This window comes from Parasphingopyxis lamellibrachiae (assembly GCF_003385775.1).
GTDB lineage: Bacteria > Pseudomonadota > Alphaproteobacteria > Sphingomonadales > Sphingomonadaceae > Parasphingopyxis > Parasphingopyxis lamellibrachiae.
In genome coordinates this window covers 1558447-1576269 of the sequence record NZ_QRDP01000004.1, presented here as the reverse complement: position 1 = coordinate 1576269, position 17823 = coordinate 1558447, and the positions used below count along the sequence as shown (strand labels likewise).

The following is a 17823-nucleotide window of genomic DNA, read 5'->3' as shown; positions in this document are numbered from 1 at the left end:
AGAATCGTGTCCATGGCAGATCAGGAAAGGCCCCACTACCCGTTGCCGGACGTTGCCGGGCACCGTTTCGACCTGTTGTCGGAAGGTCCGGAGCGGCTCGAGGCCCTGATCGCGCTGATCACCGATGCCAGGACAAGCGTCAAACTGCTCTTTTACATCTTTCTCGAGGATTCCGCGTCCATTCGCGTGCGCGACGCGCTGGTGGCTGCTCACAAGCGGGGGGTGAAAGTGGCGCTGCTGGTCGATGGTTTCGGCAGCGCCAAGGCCAGCGATGCTTTTTTTGCGCCATTGGCCGAAACAGACTGCATCTTTTGCCGTTATGAACCCAAGCGCAGTCGCCGGTACCTTTTGCGCAACCATCAGAAAATGGCGATCGCCGACGACCGGCTGGCCATGATCGGAGGTTTCAATGTCGCGCAAGGTTATTTTGCGGCCTATCGCACCGAAGGCTGGCGCGACCTGGGGCTGAAAGTCGAGGGGCCGGCGGCCGCCCGTCTGGCCGATTATTTTGACGATATCGTTCGCTGGTCGGGAAATCCGCGCTCCCAGATGGAGGATTTGCGCGAAATCTTGCTGCGCCATCATGAGCAGGATGGGGATGTCCGGCTCTTGTTCGGCGGGCCCACGCGAGAGCTGAGCCCATGGGGCCAGACGCTTCGCAATGATCTGAACGGCGGTGCGATGATTGATGTTATCGCCGCCTATTTCGCGCCCTACGCGCCGTCTTTACGGCCGATCCGCCGGGCTGCCCGGCTGGGGCGTTCGCGAGTAATTACAGCGGCCAAGTCGGACAATAATGTGACGATTGCCGCGGCACGCAACCGCTATCGCTATTTGCTGCCGGAAGTCGAAGTGTATGAGTATCAGCCGATGATGCTGCACACCAAGCTCTACGTGATCGACGATATCGTCTATATCGGTTCCGCCAACTTCGACGTTCGCAGCCTGTATCTCAATCTGGAAGTGATGCTGCGCGTCCGCGATGCAGGTTTCGCTGCATCGATACGCAATTTCGTGGATGACGAGATTGTCGACTGCAAGCGCATCACGGCAGAAGACTATGCCCGCAGCCAGACCTTGTGGACACGGATCAAGGGGCGCCTGTCCTATTTCCTGATGGCGGTGCTCGACTATAATGTCTCGCGCCGTCTGAATTTCGGGATTGACGGCCAGTGAAGCCAGTCGGGAACGCCGGCTAGCTTTCGTTCTTCCAGCCCCAGAACAGGACCGCCGGCGGGATGTTCCACCATGACCGGCCCCTGTCGACCCGATCGAAGTTGGGCACGATATAGTCGCGGCACTTGGGCGAGAACTGATACACCAGAAACGCGCCGCCCGGGCGGACGACGCGGCCCGTCGCCTTGCCGATCTCGTCACCTACGCCGTCCGGCAGGGTAGAGAAGGGCAGGCCCGAAACGACATAGTCGGCCTTTTCAAAGCCCTTTTCCGCAACGATCGATTCGACGTCCGCGGCTGAGCCTAGCACGACATGGAACCGTGGATCGCGGATTTCGCGTCGCAGATAGTCGACGAAATCGGGATTCGTATCGATCGCGATCAGGACGGCATCGGGGCGAAGTTTCTCGAGTATGGGCCGACAAAAGGTCCCTACACCCGGCCCATATTCGACGAAAACCTTGGTGTTTTCCCAGTCGACGGGTGCCAGCATCTGCCTGATGAGCGACTTGGAAGACGGGATAATCGACCCCACCATCACCGGATGTTTCAGGAATCCTTTGAAAAACAGGGCGAGCGCGCCCGGCCCGCTGGCGGCGGTTTCGCGCTCGGTTGCTTCGGAAGCGGTATCAGTCATGCGTTTTATTTATCCTGGGAAATTGCCGGACATGCGTTCGCAAATGCCCGGCCCGATGGCAAGCCATTGCTGACTATCGCATATGCATGGTTGCCGTTAAGGGAAGGTGATGCAAACCGGATATGTGAATGACGTAGTGGCCCTTTTGGTGGCTCGGTCCTCCTGATGGCCGGCGCACCGAATATGCAGATCCGTCGGGACCGGTTCGTGGTCCTGTTCCTCGTCATGCTCACGGCAGCGGCGGGCAACACGGCAATGCAGTCGGTAATGCCGACGATCGGCCGGGCGCTCGACATTCCCGATTTCTGGGTTTCACTCGCCTATACATGGTCGGCCTTGCTCTGGGTGTTGATGGCGCCATACTGGGCGCGACAGTCAGATCGCCGCGGCCGTAAGCCGTTGATGCTGCTGGGTACCCTGGGCTTCATATCGTCGATGGCGATCTGCGGCGTCATTCTCTGGCTGGGATTGACCGGGTGGCTGCTGCCAGCGACGACTTTCCTAATTTTTGCCGCCGCGCGCAGCCTGTATGGCGGGTTCGGTTCGGCGGCACCGCCAGCCGTTCAGGCCTATGTCGCCGCGCGGACAGACCGGGACAACCGCACCGCGGCCCTCTCGGTCATCGCCTCCTCTTTCGGGCTGGGAACGATACTTGGCCCGGCGCTGGCCCCTGCCTTTGTCATGCCGATCGAAGGCGGACTTGCCGGACCGCTGATTGTTTTTGCATTTCTCGGCTGCATGGTCTGGCTGGCGCTTACATTCCTCTTGCCTAGCGATACGCCGCAGCATGAGGCGCGGGGCACAATTTCCAGCGAACCGTCCATCGGCGGCCTGTCCGTTGCATCCGCGCCGGCGCACGATGACGATGATGACGATGCTCCTGCCGGACGCTTGCGATGGCGCGATCGGCGCATTTTTCCCTGGTTGCTCATCGGCGTTCTGGGCGGGCACGGCCATGCGGCCATTCTCGGTGTCATCGGATTCCTCGTGATCGACCGCATGTCGGTGCCTCTTGGTGAGGCGCAGCAGGCGATCGGGATTGTGCTCATGGCTGGCGCGGGCGCGACACTGCTCGCGCAATGGGGTCTGATACCGCAACTGAAGGTTCCGCCGAAAAGGCTCGTTATCTGGGGCTTTGTGCTGGGAGCCGCCGGTTGTGTGGTGACGGCACTGGGGACGACGCTGCACGGTATTACCCTGGGCTTCGCAATCGCATCGCTGGGAATGGGGCTTTTCCGCCCCGGCTTTACCAGCGGCGCGTCGCTGGCCGTGAACCGCGCCGAGCAGGGCCAAGTTGCGGGAATGGTCGCTTCGGTCAACGGCGCCGCTTTTGTCGCGGCACCGGCGCTTGGGGTGCTGATCTACGGCGTGTCGATGCCGCTACCCTTCCTGATCAGCGCCGCGCTTTTCGGAATCCTCACAATCTGGGCAGCGTTCAAGCTGGAAGACTAGGCTCGGATCCTATTCATGCTTGTCTTCATTTGTCGGGCTCAGCATGCCGGGCGAAATGAAGCCGATCGGATTGATGGCGAGCGAATCCTGTTTAAGCTTGGCCGCCATCAACTCATATTCACGTTCCATTTCGCCGGTGACGCTGGCCCGGGTATCGCCCAGCGCCGCTTCGAAATCGATCATGGCGACTTTTTCCGCCGTTATCGACCGGCGCAAGGCGTATAGCCCCGCGCGCCGCGTCAAATCCTCAAGATCGGCGCCTGTGAACCTGTCCGTCCGCCCGGCCAGTATATCGAGATCGACATCGTCCGCGAGCGGCATGGTTGAGGTATGGATCGCTAGGATCCGCCGGCGGCCCGCTTCCTCGGGAACCGGCACATAGACCATCTCGTCGAACCGCCCGGGCCTGAGCAGCGCAGGATCGATCAGGTTGGGCCGGTTGGTAGCTCCTATCACGACAACCGATTGCAGCTCCTCAAGCCCGTCCATTTCGGCCAGGATTGTGTTTACCACCCGTTCGGTGACCTGCGGTTCGCCGAGGCCCGCGCCGCGCGCCGGGACAAGGCTGTCCAGTTCGTCGAAAAAGATCACGGTGGGTGCAACCTGCCGGGCGCGGGCAAAGAGTCGCGCGATCTGCTGCTCGCTCTCGCCATACCATTTGGAAAGCAGGTCGGATGATTTGGTGGCGATGAAATTGGCGTTCGATTCATGCGCCGTGGCCTTGGCCAGCAGGGTCTTGCCCGTGCCCGGTGGCCCGTACAGCAGGAACCCTTTCGCGGGGCGGATGCCGAGACGCCGGAATGCGTCCGGATCCTTGAGAGGCAGTTCCACGCCTTCTTTCAGGCGTTTCTGTACCTCGTCCAGCCCGCCGATATCGTCCCACCGGACGTTGGTCGCCTGCACCATTACCTCGCGCAAGGCGGAAGGCTGGATGCGCTTGAGCGCTTCCTCGAAATCGCGGCGATCGACAGACAGTTCGTCGAGAACTTCAGTCGGGACGGTGCGGTCTTCGAGATTGAGTTTCGGCATGATGCGCCGCACGGCCTCGATCGCCGCTTCGCGCGTCAGCGCGGCAAGATCCGCGCCGACGAAGCCGTAGGTTTGCCGCGCAAGATCGCGCAGGCTGACATCTTCGGCCAGCGGCATGCCGCGGGTATGAATAGCAAGGACCTCGCGCCGTCCGCGCTCATCGGGTACGCCAACGATAATTTCGCGGTCGAACCGTCCGGGGCGCCGCAGCGCCTCGTCGATCGCTTCCGGCCGGTTGGTGGCGGCCACCACGACGAGGTTTGCGCGTTTCTGCAGACCGTCCATCAATGTAAGCAGCTGCGCGACAAGCCGCTTCTCCGCCTCGCCGGCAACCTTGTCGCGCTTCGGCGTGATCGAATCGATCTCGTCGATGAAGACGATGGATGGTTGGGCTTCGGCGGCCTTCTCGAAAATTTCGCGGAGCTTCTTTTCACTCTCGCCATAGGCGGAACCCATGATTTCCGGGCCATTGATAAGGAAGAATTCCGCGTCGCTTTCATTGGCCACGGCGCGTGCCAGCAGGGTCTTGCCGGTTCCGGGCGGTCCATGGAGCAGCACACCCTTGGGCGGTTCGACACCGAGGCGCTGGAAAAGCTCGGGATAACGGAGCGGCAGCTCAACCATTTCGCGAACCTGGTCGATCGTTTCGCCCATCCCGCCCAGATCGTCATAGGTGACATCGGCGCGGCGCGCTTCGGTAGGCTCGGTATATTCGGTTTTCAGTTCGACAACGGTGTTCGCATCAATATGGACGATGCCCTTGGGCGTTGTCGCCGTGACGAGGAGCCGGATTTCCTGCAATGCATAGGCCGGCGCGTTCATCATCTGGCGCAGCTGGGGCGGCATTCCGGCCTGGTCGACCGGGCGCTGCCCGGCGGTCGCAACAACATCGCCCTGGGTGAGCGGTTTCATGCCGAAGCTGCGTTTCAGGGCCTCGGCATTGCCATGCAGCCGCAGATTGCGTTGGGCGGGCGCGAATATAACGCGCTTTGCGGCCTTCGATTCGGCCTTTTCAACAGTCACAAAATCGCCGGACCCGGCGCCGGCATTGGCGCGTTGAAGCCCGTCAATGCGCAGGATCGCAAGCCCTTCATCGTCCGGATAGGGCAGAACCGCGCGAGCGGGTGTTGTGCGTTTTCCGGTTATCGTCACGACATCGCCCTCCGCTAGGCCGAGCGTCGTCATCGTTTCCCGCGACATACGGGCAAGTCCCCGTCCGGAATCTTCCGGCCGCGCATTGGCGACTTGCAGCTTGTGGCCTTCGGTAACGGGGGGCGTTTCGGCGTCGGCCATGGGAACTCCGTTTCTGTGACGAAGTCCTACATAGGTGCTGACGCTGCTCTTGCGAACCGTCTCCGGCCGGCAAATCTCGATTTTCGGGCTGGTTGGCAATCGGCCAAAAAAAATCGGGTCGGCCGGAGAGGGGGGGTGGCCGACCCGAAGGTCTTAGGAGAGGATGCCTGTAAGGCCCCGCCTAAATGGGTTTCAAAATGCAATTGTGCAAATGCGAAAAGCTTGTTAAGGATTGCAGTTATTGCAACTCACCTCCCCGTGACACCGGATATGGGATTGTGAACCGGAAGGAGCCAGTTCATGCGCCGATTGCCGCCGCTGACCGCCATTGAGGCCTTTGTGCAAGTTGCTCGCTTGGGGTCGGTCAAGGCTGCGGCAGAGGAACTGTCCCTTTCTTCGCCCGCACTCAGCCGCCGGGTCCAGAATCTTGAGCATTTTCTAGGCCGGGCGCTATTCGAGCGCCGTCATCATGCGATGGTATTGACGGAGGACGGCGAGGCTTTGTTGGCGCGTGTTTCGGCGCCGCTGAACGATCTTGCCAATGCGATCGAGGTGTCTACCGGGCAGGCGGATCTTGTCCGGCTGAAGCTCGGTGTGTTGCCGCTTTTCGCTTCGCAGCGGTTGATTGGTAAATTGCCGGAATTGCGCCAGATGCATCCGGAGCTTCATATCGACATTGATACTGCGGCGCATGGGACAGCACGGCTTGGCGATGGGCTGGATGCTGCAATCACCCTCGCCCAGTCGATCGACCCGGGGCTCTACTCGCGCAAGATCGATCACAATATCATCACCCCGATTGCTGCGCGCGGTCTCGCGCTGCGTGGGGCTCCCGTTGTCGAGCCCGAGCAGATCGCCGGCCTGACGATCCTTCTGCACCGGGATATGCCGGAAACCTTCCATTTCTGGCGCAACGCGATCGGCTATCCGAATCTCGAACCCGCGGCGGAGGATCATTTCGATTCCGGCCAGCTGATGCTCGACGCGGCGGCGCAGGGGCTGGGTGTTGCCTTCATGCTCGATTCGCATCTGCACGACGCTTCCGACGATCGCTTGGGCAGCCTGTTCGATACAGCGGTTGAGAGCCCGTACAGCTACTGGTTCTCCTGCCGCCGCTCGGCATTGCGGCGCAAGCCGATCCGGCAATTCCATGACTGGCTGTTCAGCCGGGTGTGCCGCCAGGCAAGCGGTCAACCGCCAGCGAGCGAGGCTATTGCTGTAACAGCTTGACGATTTCGCGGCTCACGCTGCGCGGGGTCAGCCGGTTGGATTGGACCATTGCCTTGTTGACCGCGCCGGGGACGACGATCGCCTTGTTTTTGGCAAGTCCTTTCAGGCCTGCGGCAACCACGGATTCGGGATCGCCTGCGAAACTGGAGAACAATTTCGTATCGGCCATATCGGCCTGCTCGGCGAATTCCGTCTTGGTCGGTCCCGGGCAAAGGGCGGTTACGGCGATGTTATGCGGCTCCAGTTCCTCATGCAGCGCTTCAGACAGCGACAGGACAAAGGCCTTGCTGGCATAATAAACGGCCATGCCCGGCCCGGCCTGGAACGAAGCGGTGGATGCCACGTTGAGGATCGCGCCCCCGCCATTGGCAATCATCATCGGCACAACCCGGTGACAAAGTTGGGCGACGGCGATCGCGTTGACATGGATCATGTCGGTCTGATCGCCGATCGGCAGCTCATGAAAAGCGCCGCGCGCGCCAAAGCCCGCATTGTTGATCAGGATATCGACATGGGCTCCGGCATCCTCAATCGCCTCGACGATCGCTTCGGGCGCGTCATAGTCGCTCAGATCTTCCGATATGACGATTGTTTCCGGGCCGAGTTCCCTGGCCAGTTCCTTGAGCTTGTTCTTGCGCCGCGCGACTAGCGCAACCCGGTCACCGCGCGCCGCGCAGGCCCGCGCAAACAATGTGCCGAGCCCGCTCGATGCGCCTGTGACAAGAGTGACCGGATTGGCCATGAATAGGAGTCTAGCTTACCGTCATCGATTTGATGACGCCCGGCTGCGCGGGCGGCTCGCCTTTGGGTAGCGCGTCCACATGTTCCATCCCGGACGTTACCTGGCCCCAGACGGTGTACTGGCCGTCGAGGAATTCCGCGTCGTCGAAGCAGATGAAGAACTGGCTGTTGGCGCTGTTCGGATCCTGGGAACGGGCCATCGAACATGTTCCGCGGACATGCGGTTCGCTGTTGAATTCCTGGGCGAGGTTCGGCTTGTCGGAGCCATGCATGCCGGTGCCGGTCGGGTCGCCGCCCTGCGCCATGAAGCCCGGAATGACCCGGTGGAATACGACGCCGTCGTAAAAGCCGTCCTTGGCGAGTTCGGTGATCTGCGCGACATGGTTCGGCGCGAGGTCCGGCCGCAATTTGATGACAACATCGCCGCTGTCGAGTGAAATGGTAAGCGTATCGGACATGAATAGTGTCTCCTGGTCAGGTAATGCGTGTCGGTGTCCCTAGGCAGCCTTGGCCCGCGGCGCTAGTCCATATTCCTGCGCCACCAGCCGATAACTGTCTCGCCGGGCCGTATGATCGGACATGATGTTTACCAGCATCATCTCGTCCGCGCCATATTCCGCGGCAACCGTGTCGACCTGCGCATGGACATCGGTGGCGGTTCCGTGGATCACCCGCCGCCGGTGCGAGGAAAGTGCGGAGGGATTGTCAGCCAGCCAGTCTTCCGCCGTTTCGATGGAGGGGACGGGGATAAGGACATTGCGCCGAAGGAGCGCTCCCAGCATCGCTGCAGGCTTGCCGAGCCGCTCGGCCCTTTCGGCCGTATCCGCCGCGATCACCCAGCTTGCGACCATCACATGGGGCTGGGTCAGGCGGGAAGACGGTTTGAAACGCGCCCGATATTCGGCTGTCATCGAAGCGCCGTCAGGGTTGATGAAATCGGCAAAACAATAAGGCAGGCCCGCTTCGGCTGCCCATAATGCGCTGTCCATCGACGAGCCCAGAAGCCAGGGCTCGGGCATGCCGCCGCCCGACGGCAATGTGTCCATCAGCGGCGCAAAGGCATGATCCTCGGGCAGAGCTTGGTCGAAATAGGCGAGCAGCTCGGCAAGATTGTTCGGAAAATCATCATGGGCCATGCGCCTGCTGCGGTCGCGCTGCAGTGCCAGCATTATCCGGCCATCTCCACCGGGTGCCCGGCCAAGACCAAGGTCGATGCGTCCGGGAGCCAGCGCGCTCAGCAGACAGAAGGTTTCGGCCACTTTGAACGGCGAGTAATGGGGCAGCATGATGCCGCCCGACCCCACTCGGATCTGCGTGGTGGCCTGCGCTATCGGCCCGATCAGGGCTTCGGGTGCCGCGCCGGCCAGCGCCGGGCTCGCATGGTGCTCGGCAACCCAATAGCGGTGATAGCCCAACGCATCGGCATGGCGCGCCAGATCGAGCGTATCGACAATGGCATCGGCGGCACTTCGCCCTTCGGAAATGGGCGACTGGTCGAGCACGGAAAGGGTATAATGTGGCATTTGCCGCATAGTAACCGATCACGGTGCCGAAGAAAGGCTGACAAGCCGATCAGTTTCGGTTTAAGGCGGCGTCGGGCCGGTTGCATCGTCGGATGCATGACAAGAGGGAGGACGCCGCATGAGTGATATTGCCGCTGACGCTCCCGATACCGAAGATCCAGAGACAGAACTCGACAAGGATGACCGGCTAAAGCCTGAATTCGTCGATGCCGTTATCGACGCGGTCGAAACTGGCGACGATGAGGCGGCGCGCGAGCTGGCCGGGCGCCTCCACCCCGCAGACATTGCCGATCTGTTTGAACAGGTCGGGCGTGACCAGCGCTCGGATCTGGCTGCAGCGCTTTCCGAATTGCTGGACGGCGAAGTCCTCGCCGAGATGAACGATTTTGTTCGTGAGGATCTCGTCGACCAACTGGACAATGTGCAGGTTGCGGATCTCGCGGGGAATCTCGAGACCGACGATGCTGTCGCGATTATCGAGGATATGGAAGCCGGCGACCAGCGCGAAGTGCTCAGTGCGCTCGATCCCGACGACCGCGCTGCTATCGAGGAAGCGCTTACCTATCCGGAAGAATCCGCCGGCCGCGTCATGCAGCGCGAACTGGTCGCGGTATACGAGAATATGACGGTTGGCGATGTCATCGACTATCTGCGCGACAATCAGGACGACACGCTGGAGTTCTGGGAAATTTTCGTTGTCGATACGGCCCATCATCCGGTCGGCACATGCGCGCTGAGCTGGATCTTGCGTACGCCGAGGGAGTTCCTGATCAGCGATGTCATGAAACGCGAGCAGACGCTCATCCCGGTCGATATGGACCAGGAAGAAGTCGCCTTGCGGTTCAAGAAATATGGTCTGATTTCCGCTGCCGTCACGGACAGTTCTGGGCGGTTGGTGGGTGTGATTACGGTCGACGATATCGTCGACATTATCTCCGAAGAGGCGGGTGAGGATATTTTGCGCCTTTCCGGTGCCGGCGAAGGCGATATCAACCAGCCGGTCAGCGAAGCCTATGGCGGCCGGGTACGATGGTTGATCGCCAATCTGGGCACGGCGCTGGTCGCGAGTTTCATCATCTCGATATTCGGCGCAGCGATCGAGGAAATGGTGGCACTCGCCATCCTGATGCCCATCGTGGCGTCGATCGGCGGCAATGCAGGGACACAGACCATGGCCGTGGCCGTGCGCGCGCTGGCGATGAACGAACTGACCCGATCCAATACCTGGCGAACGATCCGCAAGGAACTGACGGTTGCGACATTGAACGGCGCGACCATCGCCATCCTTATCGGAATCGGCGCCGGACTGGTCTTTTCAAACTGGCTGCTGGGTGCGGTGATTGCCACGGCGATGCTCGTCAACATCGTGGTGGCGGGCCTGGCGGGCGTGTTCGTTCCCGTAACGCTTGAGCGCATGGATCAGGATCCGGCCGTGGCCTCCTCCGTTTTCGTGACGATGATCACCGATTCCATCGGGTTTCTTGCTTTTCTTGGGCTCGCGGTTGCGGCCGGACTGGTGGGATAGCTTGATCGGCGGCGCCCTGCGGCCCAGATAGCTCCCATGGCCAAGCTGCACATCACCAAACCCGCCGTCGGTTGCGATTCAATCGCGCGGATCCGGGAGCGGCAGGCGCCGCGGATCGCAGATGGCGAGGTGACGATTACGACGCGCTATCGCCCAACCCGCCATGAAGAGCTGGTCGGCGGTTCCATTTTCTGGATCATCAAGCACCGGCTGGTCGTGCGGCAACGGATTCTGGGTTTCGTCGAGAATGACGACGGGCGCTGGAATATCCGGCTCGATCCGAGGCTTGTTCCCGTGCGGACCCGCCCGAAGCGGGCCCATCAGGGCTGGCGTTACCTGAAGGGGGAGGATGCGCCCAAGGACTTCCACGGCGACGAAGACGGGATTGCCGAAATGCCGCCCAAAATGCTGAACGAACTGGCGAAGCTGGGCCTGGTTTAGGGTGCTGTGACGTTGCGCCAGCAACGTCCCGACAAATCAACGCCGGTTGAGAAAACCGCCGCAGCTCACATTGCCCGATCCGATACTTCGATCGGTGCAGGCCGCATCGCCGAGGACGGTTACGACACCATTGCCGACCGACGTGACTTCCGCTTGGCGCTCGGCGGCCACTTCAATGCTGCCCGGCCCGTTGAGATTGACGGTAAGGTTTTCGATCACCAGCCCGGAAGCGGATACCGTGCCCGGTCCCTCCACTGTCACCCGCCCTGTTTCCGCATGGCCGCCAACCTCCATCACCCCCGCACCGGTGACGGCCAGCGCGACATGATCGGCTTCGATCTCGCCTATTGCGAGCCGGCCATTGCCGCCCAGGCTGGCCAGCAGCCGTCCGCCTTCCATCCGGTCGATCTCGAGATCGCCGGTGCCGATAACCGTCGCCTGTTCCAGTTCATGCGTCGTCAGATACAGGATGGCGGACTGCGTTTCGCGCTCGCCCGGATAGCCGCCCCAATTGGTCGAAAGATTGCGGCGGACGCGCAATGTGTTGCCCATCACCTGCACCGAAATTTCGTTGATCGCCCGGTGGTCGCCCTCGGCATAGGCCGTTGAGCCGCTGCCGGTGGTCAGGCGCACGACGAACGGGCCGTGCACCTGGATCCGGGTGAAGCCGGTCACTGAATAGCCGCGCCGTTCGGCCGCAACAGGAATAGCGAGCGACAGGGCCGCAACTGCCATGACGGCTCGTGCAATCATATCCGGGCTTCTCCCCATTCAACCCAGCCTGCCCAGCGGGGCGAGTGTTCCATATAGCCCTTCTCTTGCTCGACGATCCTGAATCCAGCCTGAGCGACGGCGGTGCTGACCGGTCGTGTGAGATGGCATCCGCCACCGATCCGTTTCCATACCGGTTCGATCCGGCGTTGCCATTTGGCGACCTTGGCGTCGGGGGCCGCGCCATGCTCGCAAAAGAGCAGCTGGCCGCCGGGTTTCAGCACGCGTTTCGCCTCGACAAGCGCCTGTGCCTGGTCCTGCACGGAACACAGCGTGAAGGTCGTGAGTACCGTATCGAAACTTGCATCGTCGAAGGGCAGGTCTTCGGCGATGCCGCGCTCGATAGAGAAGGGCAGGCCGATAGTCTTGGCCGCCTCATGCGCGCGCGACAGCAATTCGGGCGAAGGGTCTACGCCCTCCACACTTGTGACGCGGCTCGAATCGTACAGAGCGAAATTGGCCCCGCCTCCAGCACCCAGCTCAAGCACCTTACCCTGTGCGCGGGGCACGACCTTGGCGCGGCGTTTCATGATCGGCGGTTGGGTACAGCAATAGCCGATCAACCGCGGTACCACATATTTATCCCACAGTCCTGCCATCCAGCGTTCGTGCCATGTGCCGGGCCTTCTGCCCAGCTCTATTTTAATTAAGCATTGACTTAATTAAACTATGGATTAGATTTTGCGGGATGGACCCATTTGCCGCCTTGGCTGATTCGACACGACGCAGGATTGTCGGGCTGTTGTCCGAAGAGGATCGGAGGGCAGGCGATATCTCTGTCCATTTCGAGACAAGCCCGCCGGCGATTTCCCAACACCTCAAAATTCTGCGCGAAGCCGGAATTGTGCGTGTCGAAAAACGCGGCCGGGAGCGGATTTACAGCCTCGACCCTGAGGGGCTGGCGGCGATGGAAAGCTGGGTCAGCGACACCCGCAGGAAATGGAATGGGCGTCTCGACCGGCTGGCAGACATGCTCAAAGAGGAAGAATGATATGCGCGAAGATTATGGCACCCAACTTGAAGATGGCTCGCTCCGCTTCGTGCGCGATCTGCCCCGTCCGATCGAACGGGTCTGGGACTATCTGGTCGATCCGGAGAAACGGGCGCTCTGGTTTTGCGGAGGCAGCATGGGCGGGAGGCCCGGCGACGGTTTCACCATGGCGTTCAACCATGATCATCTTTCGCACGAGCCATTACCGGACCGCTATGCGTCGATGCAGGGAGGTATCGATCTCGCTGCCCGGCTCATTGCGATCGATCCGCCACATCTCCTGATATTCAAAGGCGTCAATGAAGAGGAAGAGACCCGCATCGAGCTATCCGAGGAGAAGGGCCGGGTGCGGCTTCTCCTTATCCAGGCCCCGCCGGCCGACTTTGCCCAGTTGACCGATATGGCGGCCGGCTGGCACGCTCATCTCGGCATTCTTGTCGATCAGCTGGCCGGCGAAAAACCGCGCGGTTTCTGGACGGATCACGAGGAAGCAGCCGACTATTACCGGGCGGCGCTCAGCCCTGCATCTTGAGCTATTCCTGGTTTTTCTGCCAGTCCTGCACAGCCCGGAAATAGGGCATGCCGCCAAGCGCTGCGCCAAGCCCGATTATTCCGCCGCCCACTGCACCGCCGACACCGAGCACGAGATGGGCGACAACCGCCCCGGCCACGGCGCCGATGATGATGAACGCCAATTGCTTGCCGGTTGGTTTTGGTCGACTGGCCATGCTTCATTCCCCCTCGAAAATGCATCCCTACTCGCAGGCTATGCTGGAAACGGCCTGAAAAGCAAGGATCCCGATATCCGGTCGCTCATTGATCGATTGATTCCACTCCGGTTCATACTGATGCATGCACATGCCTTTCCCATGGAATTACGCAGGGTGCTTGCCAATCCTCTCGGCATTGGACATGAACGCGCGGCATTGGTGCCAGAAGACGGAGAGGCGCGGTGGAGAAGCTGATACTGTTGCTTGATCGAACGGCTGTTCTGTTCATCGGCATTGCTGTCGGGGCGGTGATCGGGCTTGCGTTTCTTGGCGGGAGCAATGGCGGCGAGGCGGTCGCCAGTGCGCCGGCACCGGTTGTGGTGCCTGCCGAGACGGCTTCGACTGAAGTCACGCCCAGCGAATGCGCCGTGCAGTTCAACCGCAATCTCACCCGGTCTCTGGGCGCGGGCGAACCCGTGCAAATCGGTGTGTTCGGCGACAGTTTCGGCGATGGCCTCTGGGCGGCACTGTACCGGGGGTTTCGCGGCGATGAAGATTTCGTCGTCCATCAATTCTCGCGTCAGTCGACGGGTTTTACCCGCTATCGCAGCCTCAATATATTCGAGGATATTTCAGAGCGCCTCGCTGAACAGCCTGTTGATATTGCAGTACTTTCCTTCGGCGCGAACGATACGCAGGGCATCTATACCGGCAATTCCGGCGCGGCGTTCATGAGCGAAGAATGGCAGGAAATAGTCGGCGAACGCGTCGATGCTATTGTCCAGTTGCTGCGCGACCAGGGGGCCATTGTCTATTGGGTCGGCCTGCCGAAAATGCGCCGGGAGAGTTTCGATGCCCAGATCCAGCAGCAGAACGCATTTTACGTCGCGCATATGCGGCAACTCGGCGTACCCTTTATCGACACCGTGTCGCTCAGCGTCGATGAGGCGGGGGACTATGTTGCCTATCTCAACAATCCCGAAACAGGAGCACGAACCCTGGCCCGCGCCAATGACGGCATCCACATGACCGGCATGGGCTATGGTTTCCTCACCCATGCGCTGGAACAACGGATTCGCGGCTATGTCGACAGTGCCCGTGCCGAAGCCGTGCGTGAGCGCGAGCGGCGCAACGCCGGCAATGAAAACGCCGAAACCGGGCAAGCAGACGGATGAAGGCAGCGATTGTATTGACGGCGCTGGCTGCGGCCCAGTCGGCATCGGGGACATGCACCGAAACGCTCTGCTACGAAGATAATCTCGCGCCCTTTTTCGAGCGGCTGGAAGCGAGCGAGAGCGGCGGCGCGCCGGTCCATATTCTCCAGATCGGCGATAGCCACACCGCTGGCGACATGATCACCAATGGCTGGCGCGAAGAATTGCGCGATCGCTACGGCCATGGCGGGCGCGGTGTTCTTGCCGCTGGTCGACCCTATGGCGGCTATCTGACCTGGGGCGTTACCGCATCCCAGACCAGCGGCTGGGAAGTGAATTCGATCTTCGGGCGCGGCTATGCGAATTACGGGCCGCCGCTGGGCCTTTCCGGTTTCAGCCAGACGGCGCGGGCGGAAGGCGAGATGCTGGGGATATCGGCAGATTCTCCCGACCAGTCTTTCGACCGGATCATTGTGTGCGCGATCAGCCAGCCGGGTGCCGGCACACTGACCATGCGGCTCGGTTTCGAGACAGAGCGTTGGGAGCTGGACGGCCCGGCCCGGCAAACCGCCTGCCGGACGGTGGACAGCGATTATCCGCAGCTTGGCGCATCCGTGACGACATTGGACGATCGCATCGTGACGGTCACGTCCTTCGCAACGATGCGGCAGGAGGGCGGTGTTGTACTTTCCAATCTCGGTGTCAGTGGCTCCCAACTGGTTCATGTCGGGCGGTCGAGCGACGAGGTGGCAACGGCAGAATTTGCCGCTTATGCGCCGGACCTGCTCGTCATCGCTTTCGGCACCAATGAGGGCTTTTCACAACAGTTGACCGCGGCCGGGTTCGAGAGCGATTTACGGGCGCAGGTGAACCGCTTGCGCAGGCTGGCGGGGCGGGAAATTCCGATCCTCCTCATCGGCGCGCCCGATGCCAATACGCGGAACCGGGCGCTTGCCGACAATGCCGGCCCGCCGTCTCCCTGTCCCGATCCTGCGGGCGTGAACAGCGGGTCTCGGCCTTGGTACACGCCCACTTTGCTCGCAGAGCTCAGGGACCGACAACGGCGCGTCGCGCGTGATATGGGATTGGCATTCTGGGATTGGAATGCGGCAATGGGGGGGCGCTGTAGCGCGCATCAATGGCGCAATCGGGAGCCAGCACTGATGCGCGGCGACCATGTTCATTTCAACCAGACCGGGGGCGCTAGGATCGGTCAAATGCTGTTTGCCGACCTTGAAAGGGCGGCCGCAGCGTACAGCGAACGCTAACAGCCGGTGCTGTTTCCCACGCTCACCTTCGGGCTGTTCTTCCTTGCCGTTTATGCGGTTGCATGGGGCCTGAAAGGCTCCAATGAATGGCGCAAGATATTCCTGCTGGTCGCCAGCTGGTTCTTTTACGGCGCCTGGGACTGGCGTTTTGTCGCACTGCTGATTTTCAGCGGGTTCTTGAACTGGGGCGCGGCGTGGCTGATCGTCCATTTCGAGAACGATCAGAAGCGACGCAAACTCTTCCTTGTTCTCGGGGTGATTGCCAATCTGTGTATCCTGGGCTGGTTCAAATATTACGGCTTCTTCATGGAGCAATTTGCCGCCCTGCTGGCCGGGTTCGGCTGGGAACGCGACCTTTACATCATGCAGGTCGTCCTCCCTATCGGCATCTCCTTCTTCACCTTCCAGGGGATGAGCTATCTCATCGATATCTATCGCCGGCAGACCGAGCCGGCGCGGCTGCTCGACATGGTGCTCCTCATGTCCTTTTTCCCGCATCTCGTGGCCGGGCCTATAGTGCGGGCTTCGCATCTGATCCCGCAGTTTCAGAGCGTACCGAAGATGGACAGGGGCATGGCCGCGATGGGGTTGCTGCTGATTATCTGGGGCTTGTTCAAGAAAGCGGTGATCGCCTCCTATCTCGCCACGGAATTCGTCGATCCCGTGTTTTTCGATCCCGCCGCACATTCCAGCCTGGACCTGATCCTCGCCGCCTATGGCTATGCGGTCCAGATCTATTGCGATTTCTCCGCCTATAGCGACATGGCCATCGGGTTGGCGGCATTGCTCGGCTACCGCTTCCCGCACAATTTCAACCAGCCATACCGGGCGGCTTCGCTGCAGGATTTCTGGCGGCGCTGGCATATCAGCCTGTCGAGCTGGCTGCGCGATTATCTCTATATTTCGCTTGGCGGTAGCCGCCACGGCAGGGCGCGCCTCTATCTGGCGCTGATGACCACCATGCTGCTTGGCGGGCTCTGGCACGGCGCGAGCTGGAATTTCGTGATCTGGGGTGCCATCCATGGCGGCGTACTTGTCGCCGAACGGCTCTGGCGCGAATACAGGCCTGCGCAATGGCCGGAGCTGCCGACCGCCGCCGGCATTGTCATCACTTTCCATATCGTCACGCTGGCCTGGATTTTCTTCCGCTCGGCAACCTTCGACGATGCCAGCCAGTATCTGGTGGGGATCGCCGCCCTGGATTTCACGACAACGACGCTTGCGCCGCTCGGCCTTGCACTGATCCTGATCGGCACAGCGCTGCATGCGCTGCCGTCCAACGCCATCCAGCGCAACGCCCTCTGGGTCCGTAGACAGTCTGCCGTAATGGTTGGCCTGGGTGCGGGCGCGTTGATCCTGATTATCGACGCGATGCGGCCTGAGGGCGTCGAACCCTTTATCTATTATCAATTCTAGGTGGAAAGGCGCGAGATATGAGCAATGCTGACATGACTTCGCCGGTCGACCTGCCGCCTCCGGACGGCGAGGAGCCGCATCCGTTGCTCTGGGCTTCGACCGCGATTGTCGTGGCGACTGGTTTCCTCCTACTGTTCAACGCATCGGCACTCCGCGGCTGGGCATTCGAGCTTGAACCGAGTTCGCAGAATGAGCGCGTCGTCGCAGTTGCCGATGGCTGGTATCAGAAGACCGAAATCCTTTATCTTGACCGGCCCGTGGCAGCGATGAGCAGCTGGTGGCTTGCGGTCAAGGCGCTGGAATTCGGTTCGGCAGACGAGGCGGCGGACAGGGAAATCGGCCCAGATCCGGTCGCTGTGGAGGAAGGTACCTCACGCTCCGCGACAGATGATGCGGAAGGTCCGGGCTTCTCCCTACAATAGCAAAGGCCGCCTCCCCGCAATGAGAAGACGGCCCATGCGACCCG

Annotated in this window: 19 protein-coding genes; 11 read left to right on the top strand and 8 right to left on the bottom strand. The window is 61.1% G+C overall.

Features of this window, described 5'->3' with window-relative positions:
• Window positions 1-12 precede the first annotated feature (12 nt).
• Window positions 13-1176: a phospholipase D-like domain-containing protein gene (locus tag DFR46_RS07870; protein WP_116235947.1), complete on the top strand. Its 1164-nt coding sequence runs from the start codon at window positions 13-15 to the stop codon at window positions 1174-1176.
• Window positions 1177-1195: 19 nt separating this feature from the next.
• Here the strand turns inward: DFR46_RS07870 and DFR46_RS07865 are convergent, their stop codons facing one another.
• The gene (locus DFR46_RS07865; RefSeq protein ID WP_116235946.1) at window positions 1196-1813 is read right to left on the bottom strand and encodes a class I SAM-dependent methyltransferase; all 618 of its coding nucleotides are present in this window, start codon (window positions 1811-1813) and stop codon (window positions 1196-1198) included.
• 183 nt (window positions 1814-1996) lie between these two features.
• Here DFR46_RS07865 and DFR46_RS07860 point away from each other — a divergent pair, with 183 nt between their 5' ends.
• The gene (locus DFR46_RS07860) at window positions 1997-3265 is read left to right on the top strand and encodes an MFS transporter (protein WP_245953744.1); all 1269 of its coding nucleotides are present in this window, start codon (window positions 1997-1999) and stop codon (window positions 3263-3265) included.
• A 9-nt stretch (window positions 3266-3274) separates the two neighbouring features.
• On the opposite strand, the gene DFR46_RS07855 is transcribed toward DFR46_RS07860, so the two are convergent.
• The gene (locus DFR46_RS07855; protein ID WP_116235944.1) at window positions 3275-5587 is read right to left on the bottom strand and encodes a CDC48 family AAA ATPase; all 2313 of its coding nucleotides are present in this window, start codon (window positions 5585-5587) and stop codon (window positions 3275-3277) included.
• A 300-nt stretch (window positions 5588-5887) separates the two neighbouring features.
• Here DFR46_RS07855 and DFR46_RS07850 point away from each other — a divergent pair, with 300 nt between their 5' ends.
• Complete coding sequence (locus DFR46_RS07850; protein WP_162843426.1) at window positions 5888-6817, top strand: LysR substrate-binding domain-containing protein; 930 nt, start codon at window positions 5888-5890, stop codon at window positions 6815-6817.
• Here the strand turns inward: DFR46_RS07850 and DFR46_RS07845 are convergent.
• The 3 genes from DFR46_RS07845 to DFR46_RS07835 are packed head-to-tail and all read right to left on the bottom strand — an operon-like array spanning window position 6798 to window position 9081.
• Window positions 6798-7559, bottom strand: a complete 762-nt coding sequence (locus tag DFR46_RS07845; protein ID WP_116235943.1) for an SDR family NAD(P)-dependent oxidoreductase — start codon at window positions 7557-7559, stop codon at window positions 6798-6800. The genes DFR46_RS07850 and DFR46_RS07845 overlap by 20 nt on opposite strands.
• A 10-nt stretch (window positions 7560-7569) precedes the next feature.
• The gene (locus DFR46_RS07840; protein WP_116235942.1) at window positions 7570-8016 is read right to left on the bottom strand and encodes a peptidylprolyl isomerase; all 447 of its coding nucleotides are present in this window, start codon (window positions 8014-8016) and stop codon (window positions 7570-7572) included.
• 39 nt (window positions 8017-8055) lie between these two features.
• A complete protein-coding gene (locus DFR46_RS07835) occupies window positions 8056-9081 on the bottom strand; it encodes an LLM class flavin-dependent oxidoreductase (protein WP_211306394.1) in 1026 nt (341 codons plus the stop codon).
• Between the two features lie 118 nt (window positions 9082-9199).
• On the opposite strand from DFR46_RS07835, the gene mgtE reads away from it, so the two are divergent.
• Window positions 9200-10606 carry a magnesium transporter gene (gene mgtE / locus DFR46_RS07830; protein WP_116235940.1) on the top strand — a complete coding sequence of 469 codons (1407 nt, stop codon included), beginning with the start codon at window positions 9200-9202 and terminating at the stop codon, window positions 10604-10606.
• Window positions 10607-10642: 36 nt separating this feature from the next.
• The gene (locus DFR46_RS07825; protein ID WP_116235939.1) at window positions 10643-11047 is read left to right on the top strand and encodes a DUF1489 family protein; all 405 of its coding nucleotides are present in this window, start codon (window positions 10643-10645) and stop codon (window positions 11045-11047) included.
• Window positions 11048-11083: 36 nt separating this feature from the next.
• On the opposite strand, the gene DFR46_RS07820 is transcribed toward DFR46_RS07825, so the two are convergent.
• On the bottom strand, window positions 11084-11800 hold the full coding sequence (locus DFR46_RS07820; protein WP_162843425.1) for a GIN domain-containing protein: 717 nt from the start codon (window positions 11798-11800) through the stop codon (window positions 11084-11086).
• On the bottom strand, window positions 11797-12417 hold the full coding sequence (locus DFR46_RS07815; RefSeq protein ID WP_116235937.1) for a class I SAM-dependent methyltransferase: 621 nt from the start codon (window positions 12415-12417) through the stop codon (window positions 11797-11799). The genes DFR46_RS07820 and DFR46_RS07815 overlap by 4 nt, the downstream gene beginning before the upstream one ends.
• 107 nt (window positions 12418-12524) lie before the next feature.
• Between DFR46_RS07815 and DFR46_RS07810 the strand changes: the two genes are divergently transcribed.
• Together DFR46_RS07810 and DFR46_RS07805 are read left to right on the top strand one after the other, a co-directional pair.
• Complete coding sequence (locus tag DFR46_RS07810) at window positions 12525-12809, top strand: ArsR/SmtB family transcription factor (RefSeq protein WP_211306393.1); 285 nt, start codon at window positions 12525-12527, stop codon at window positions 12807-12809.
• Between the two features lies 1 nt (window position 12810).
• On the top strand, window positions 12811-13341 hold the full coding sequence (locus DFR46_RS07805; RefSeq protein WP_162843424.1) for an SRPBCC family protein: 531 nt from the start codon (window positions 12811-12813) through the stop codon (window positions 13339-13341).
• A gap of 1 nt (window position 13342) precedes the next feature.
• Here the strand turns inward: DFR46_RS07805 and DFR46_RS14685 are convergent, their stop codons facing one another.
• Window positions 13343-13537: a hypothetical protein gene (locus tag DFR46_RS14685; RefSeq protein ID WP_147297641.1), complete on the bottom strand. Its 195-nt coding sequence runs from the start codon at window positions 13535-13537 to the stop codon at window positions 13343-13345.
• A 224-nt stretch (window positions 13538-13761) separates the two neighbouring features.
• On the opposite strand from DFR46_RS14685, the gene DFR46_RS07795 reads away from it, so the two are divergent.
• The 4 genes from DFR46_RS07795 to DFR46_RS07780 are packed head-to-tail and all read left to right on the top strand — an operon-like array spanning window position 13762 to window position 17779.
• A complete protein-coding gene (locus tag DFR46_RS07795) occupies window positions 13762-14694 on the top strand; it encodes an SGNH/GDSL hydrolase family protein (RefSeq protein ID WP_116235933.1) in 933 nt (310 codons plus the stop codon).
• Window positions 14691-15941: a GDSL-type esterase/lipase family protein gene (locus tag DFR46_RS07790; protein WP_116235932.1), complete on the top strand. Its 1251-nt coding sequence runs from the start codon at window positions 14691-14693 to the stop codon at window positions 15939-15941. The genes DFR46_RS07795 and DFR46_RS07790 overlap by 4 nt, the downstream gene beginning before the upstream one ends.
• A 6-nt stretch (window positions 15942-15947) precedes the next feature.
• Window positions 15948-17357 (top strand): MBOAT family O-acyltransferase, encoded by a 1410-nt coding sequence (locus DFR46_RS07785; protein ID WP_116235931.1) that lies wholly within the window; start codon window positions 15948-15950, stop codon window positions 17355-17357.
• Between the two features lie 17 nt (window positions 17358-17374).
• Window positions 17375-17779, top strand: a complete 405-nt coding sequence (locus DFR46_RS07780) for a hypothetical protein (RefSeq protein WP_116235930.1) — start codon at window positions 17375-17377, stop codon at window positions 17777-17779.
• Window positions 17780-17823 lie beyond the last annotated feature (44 nt).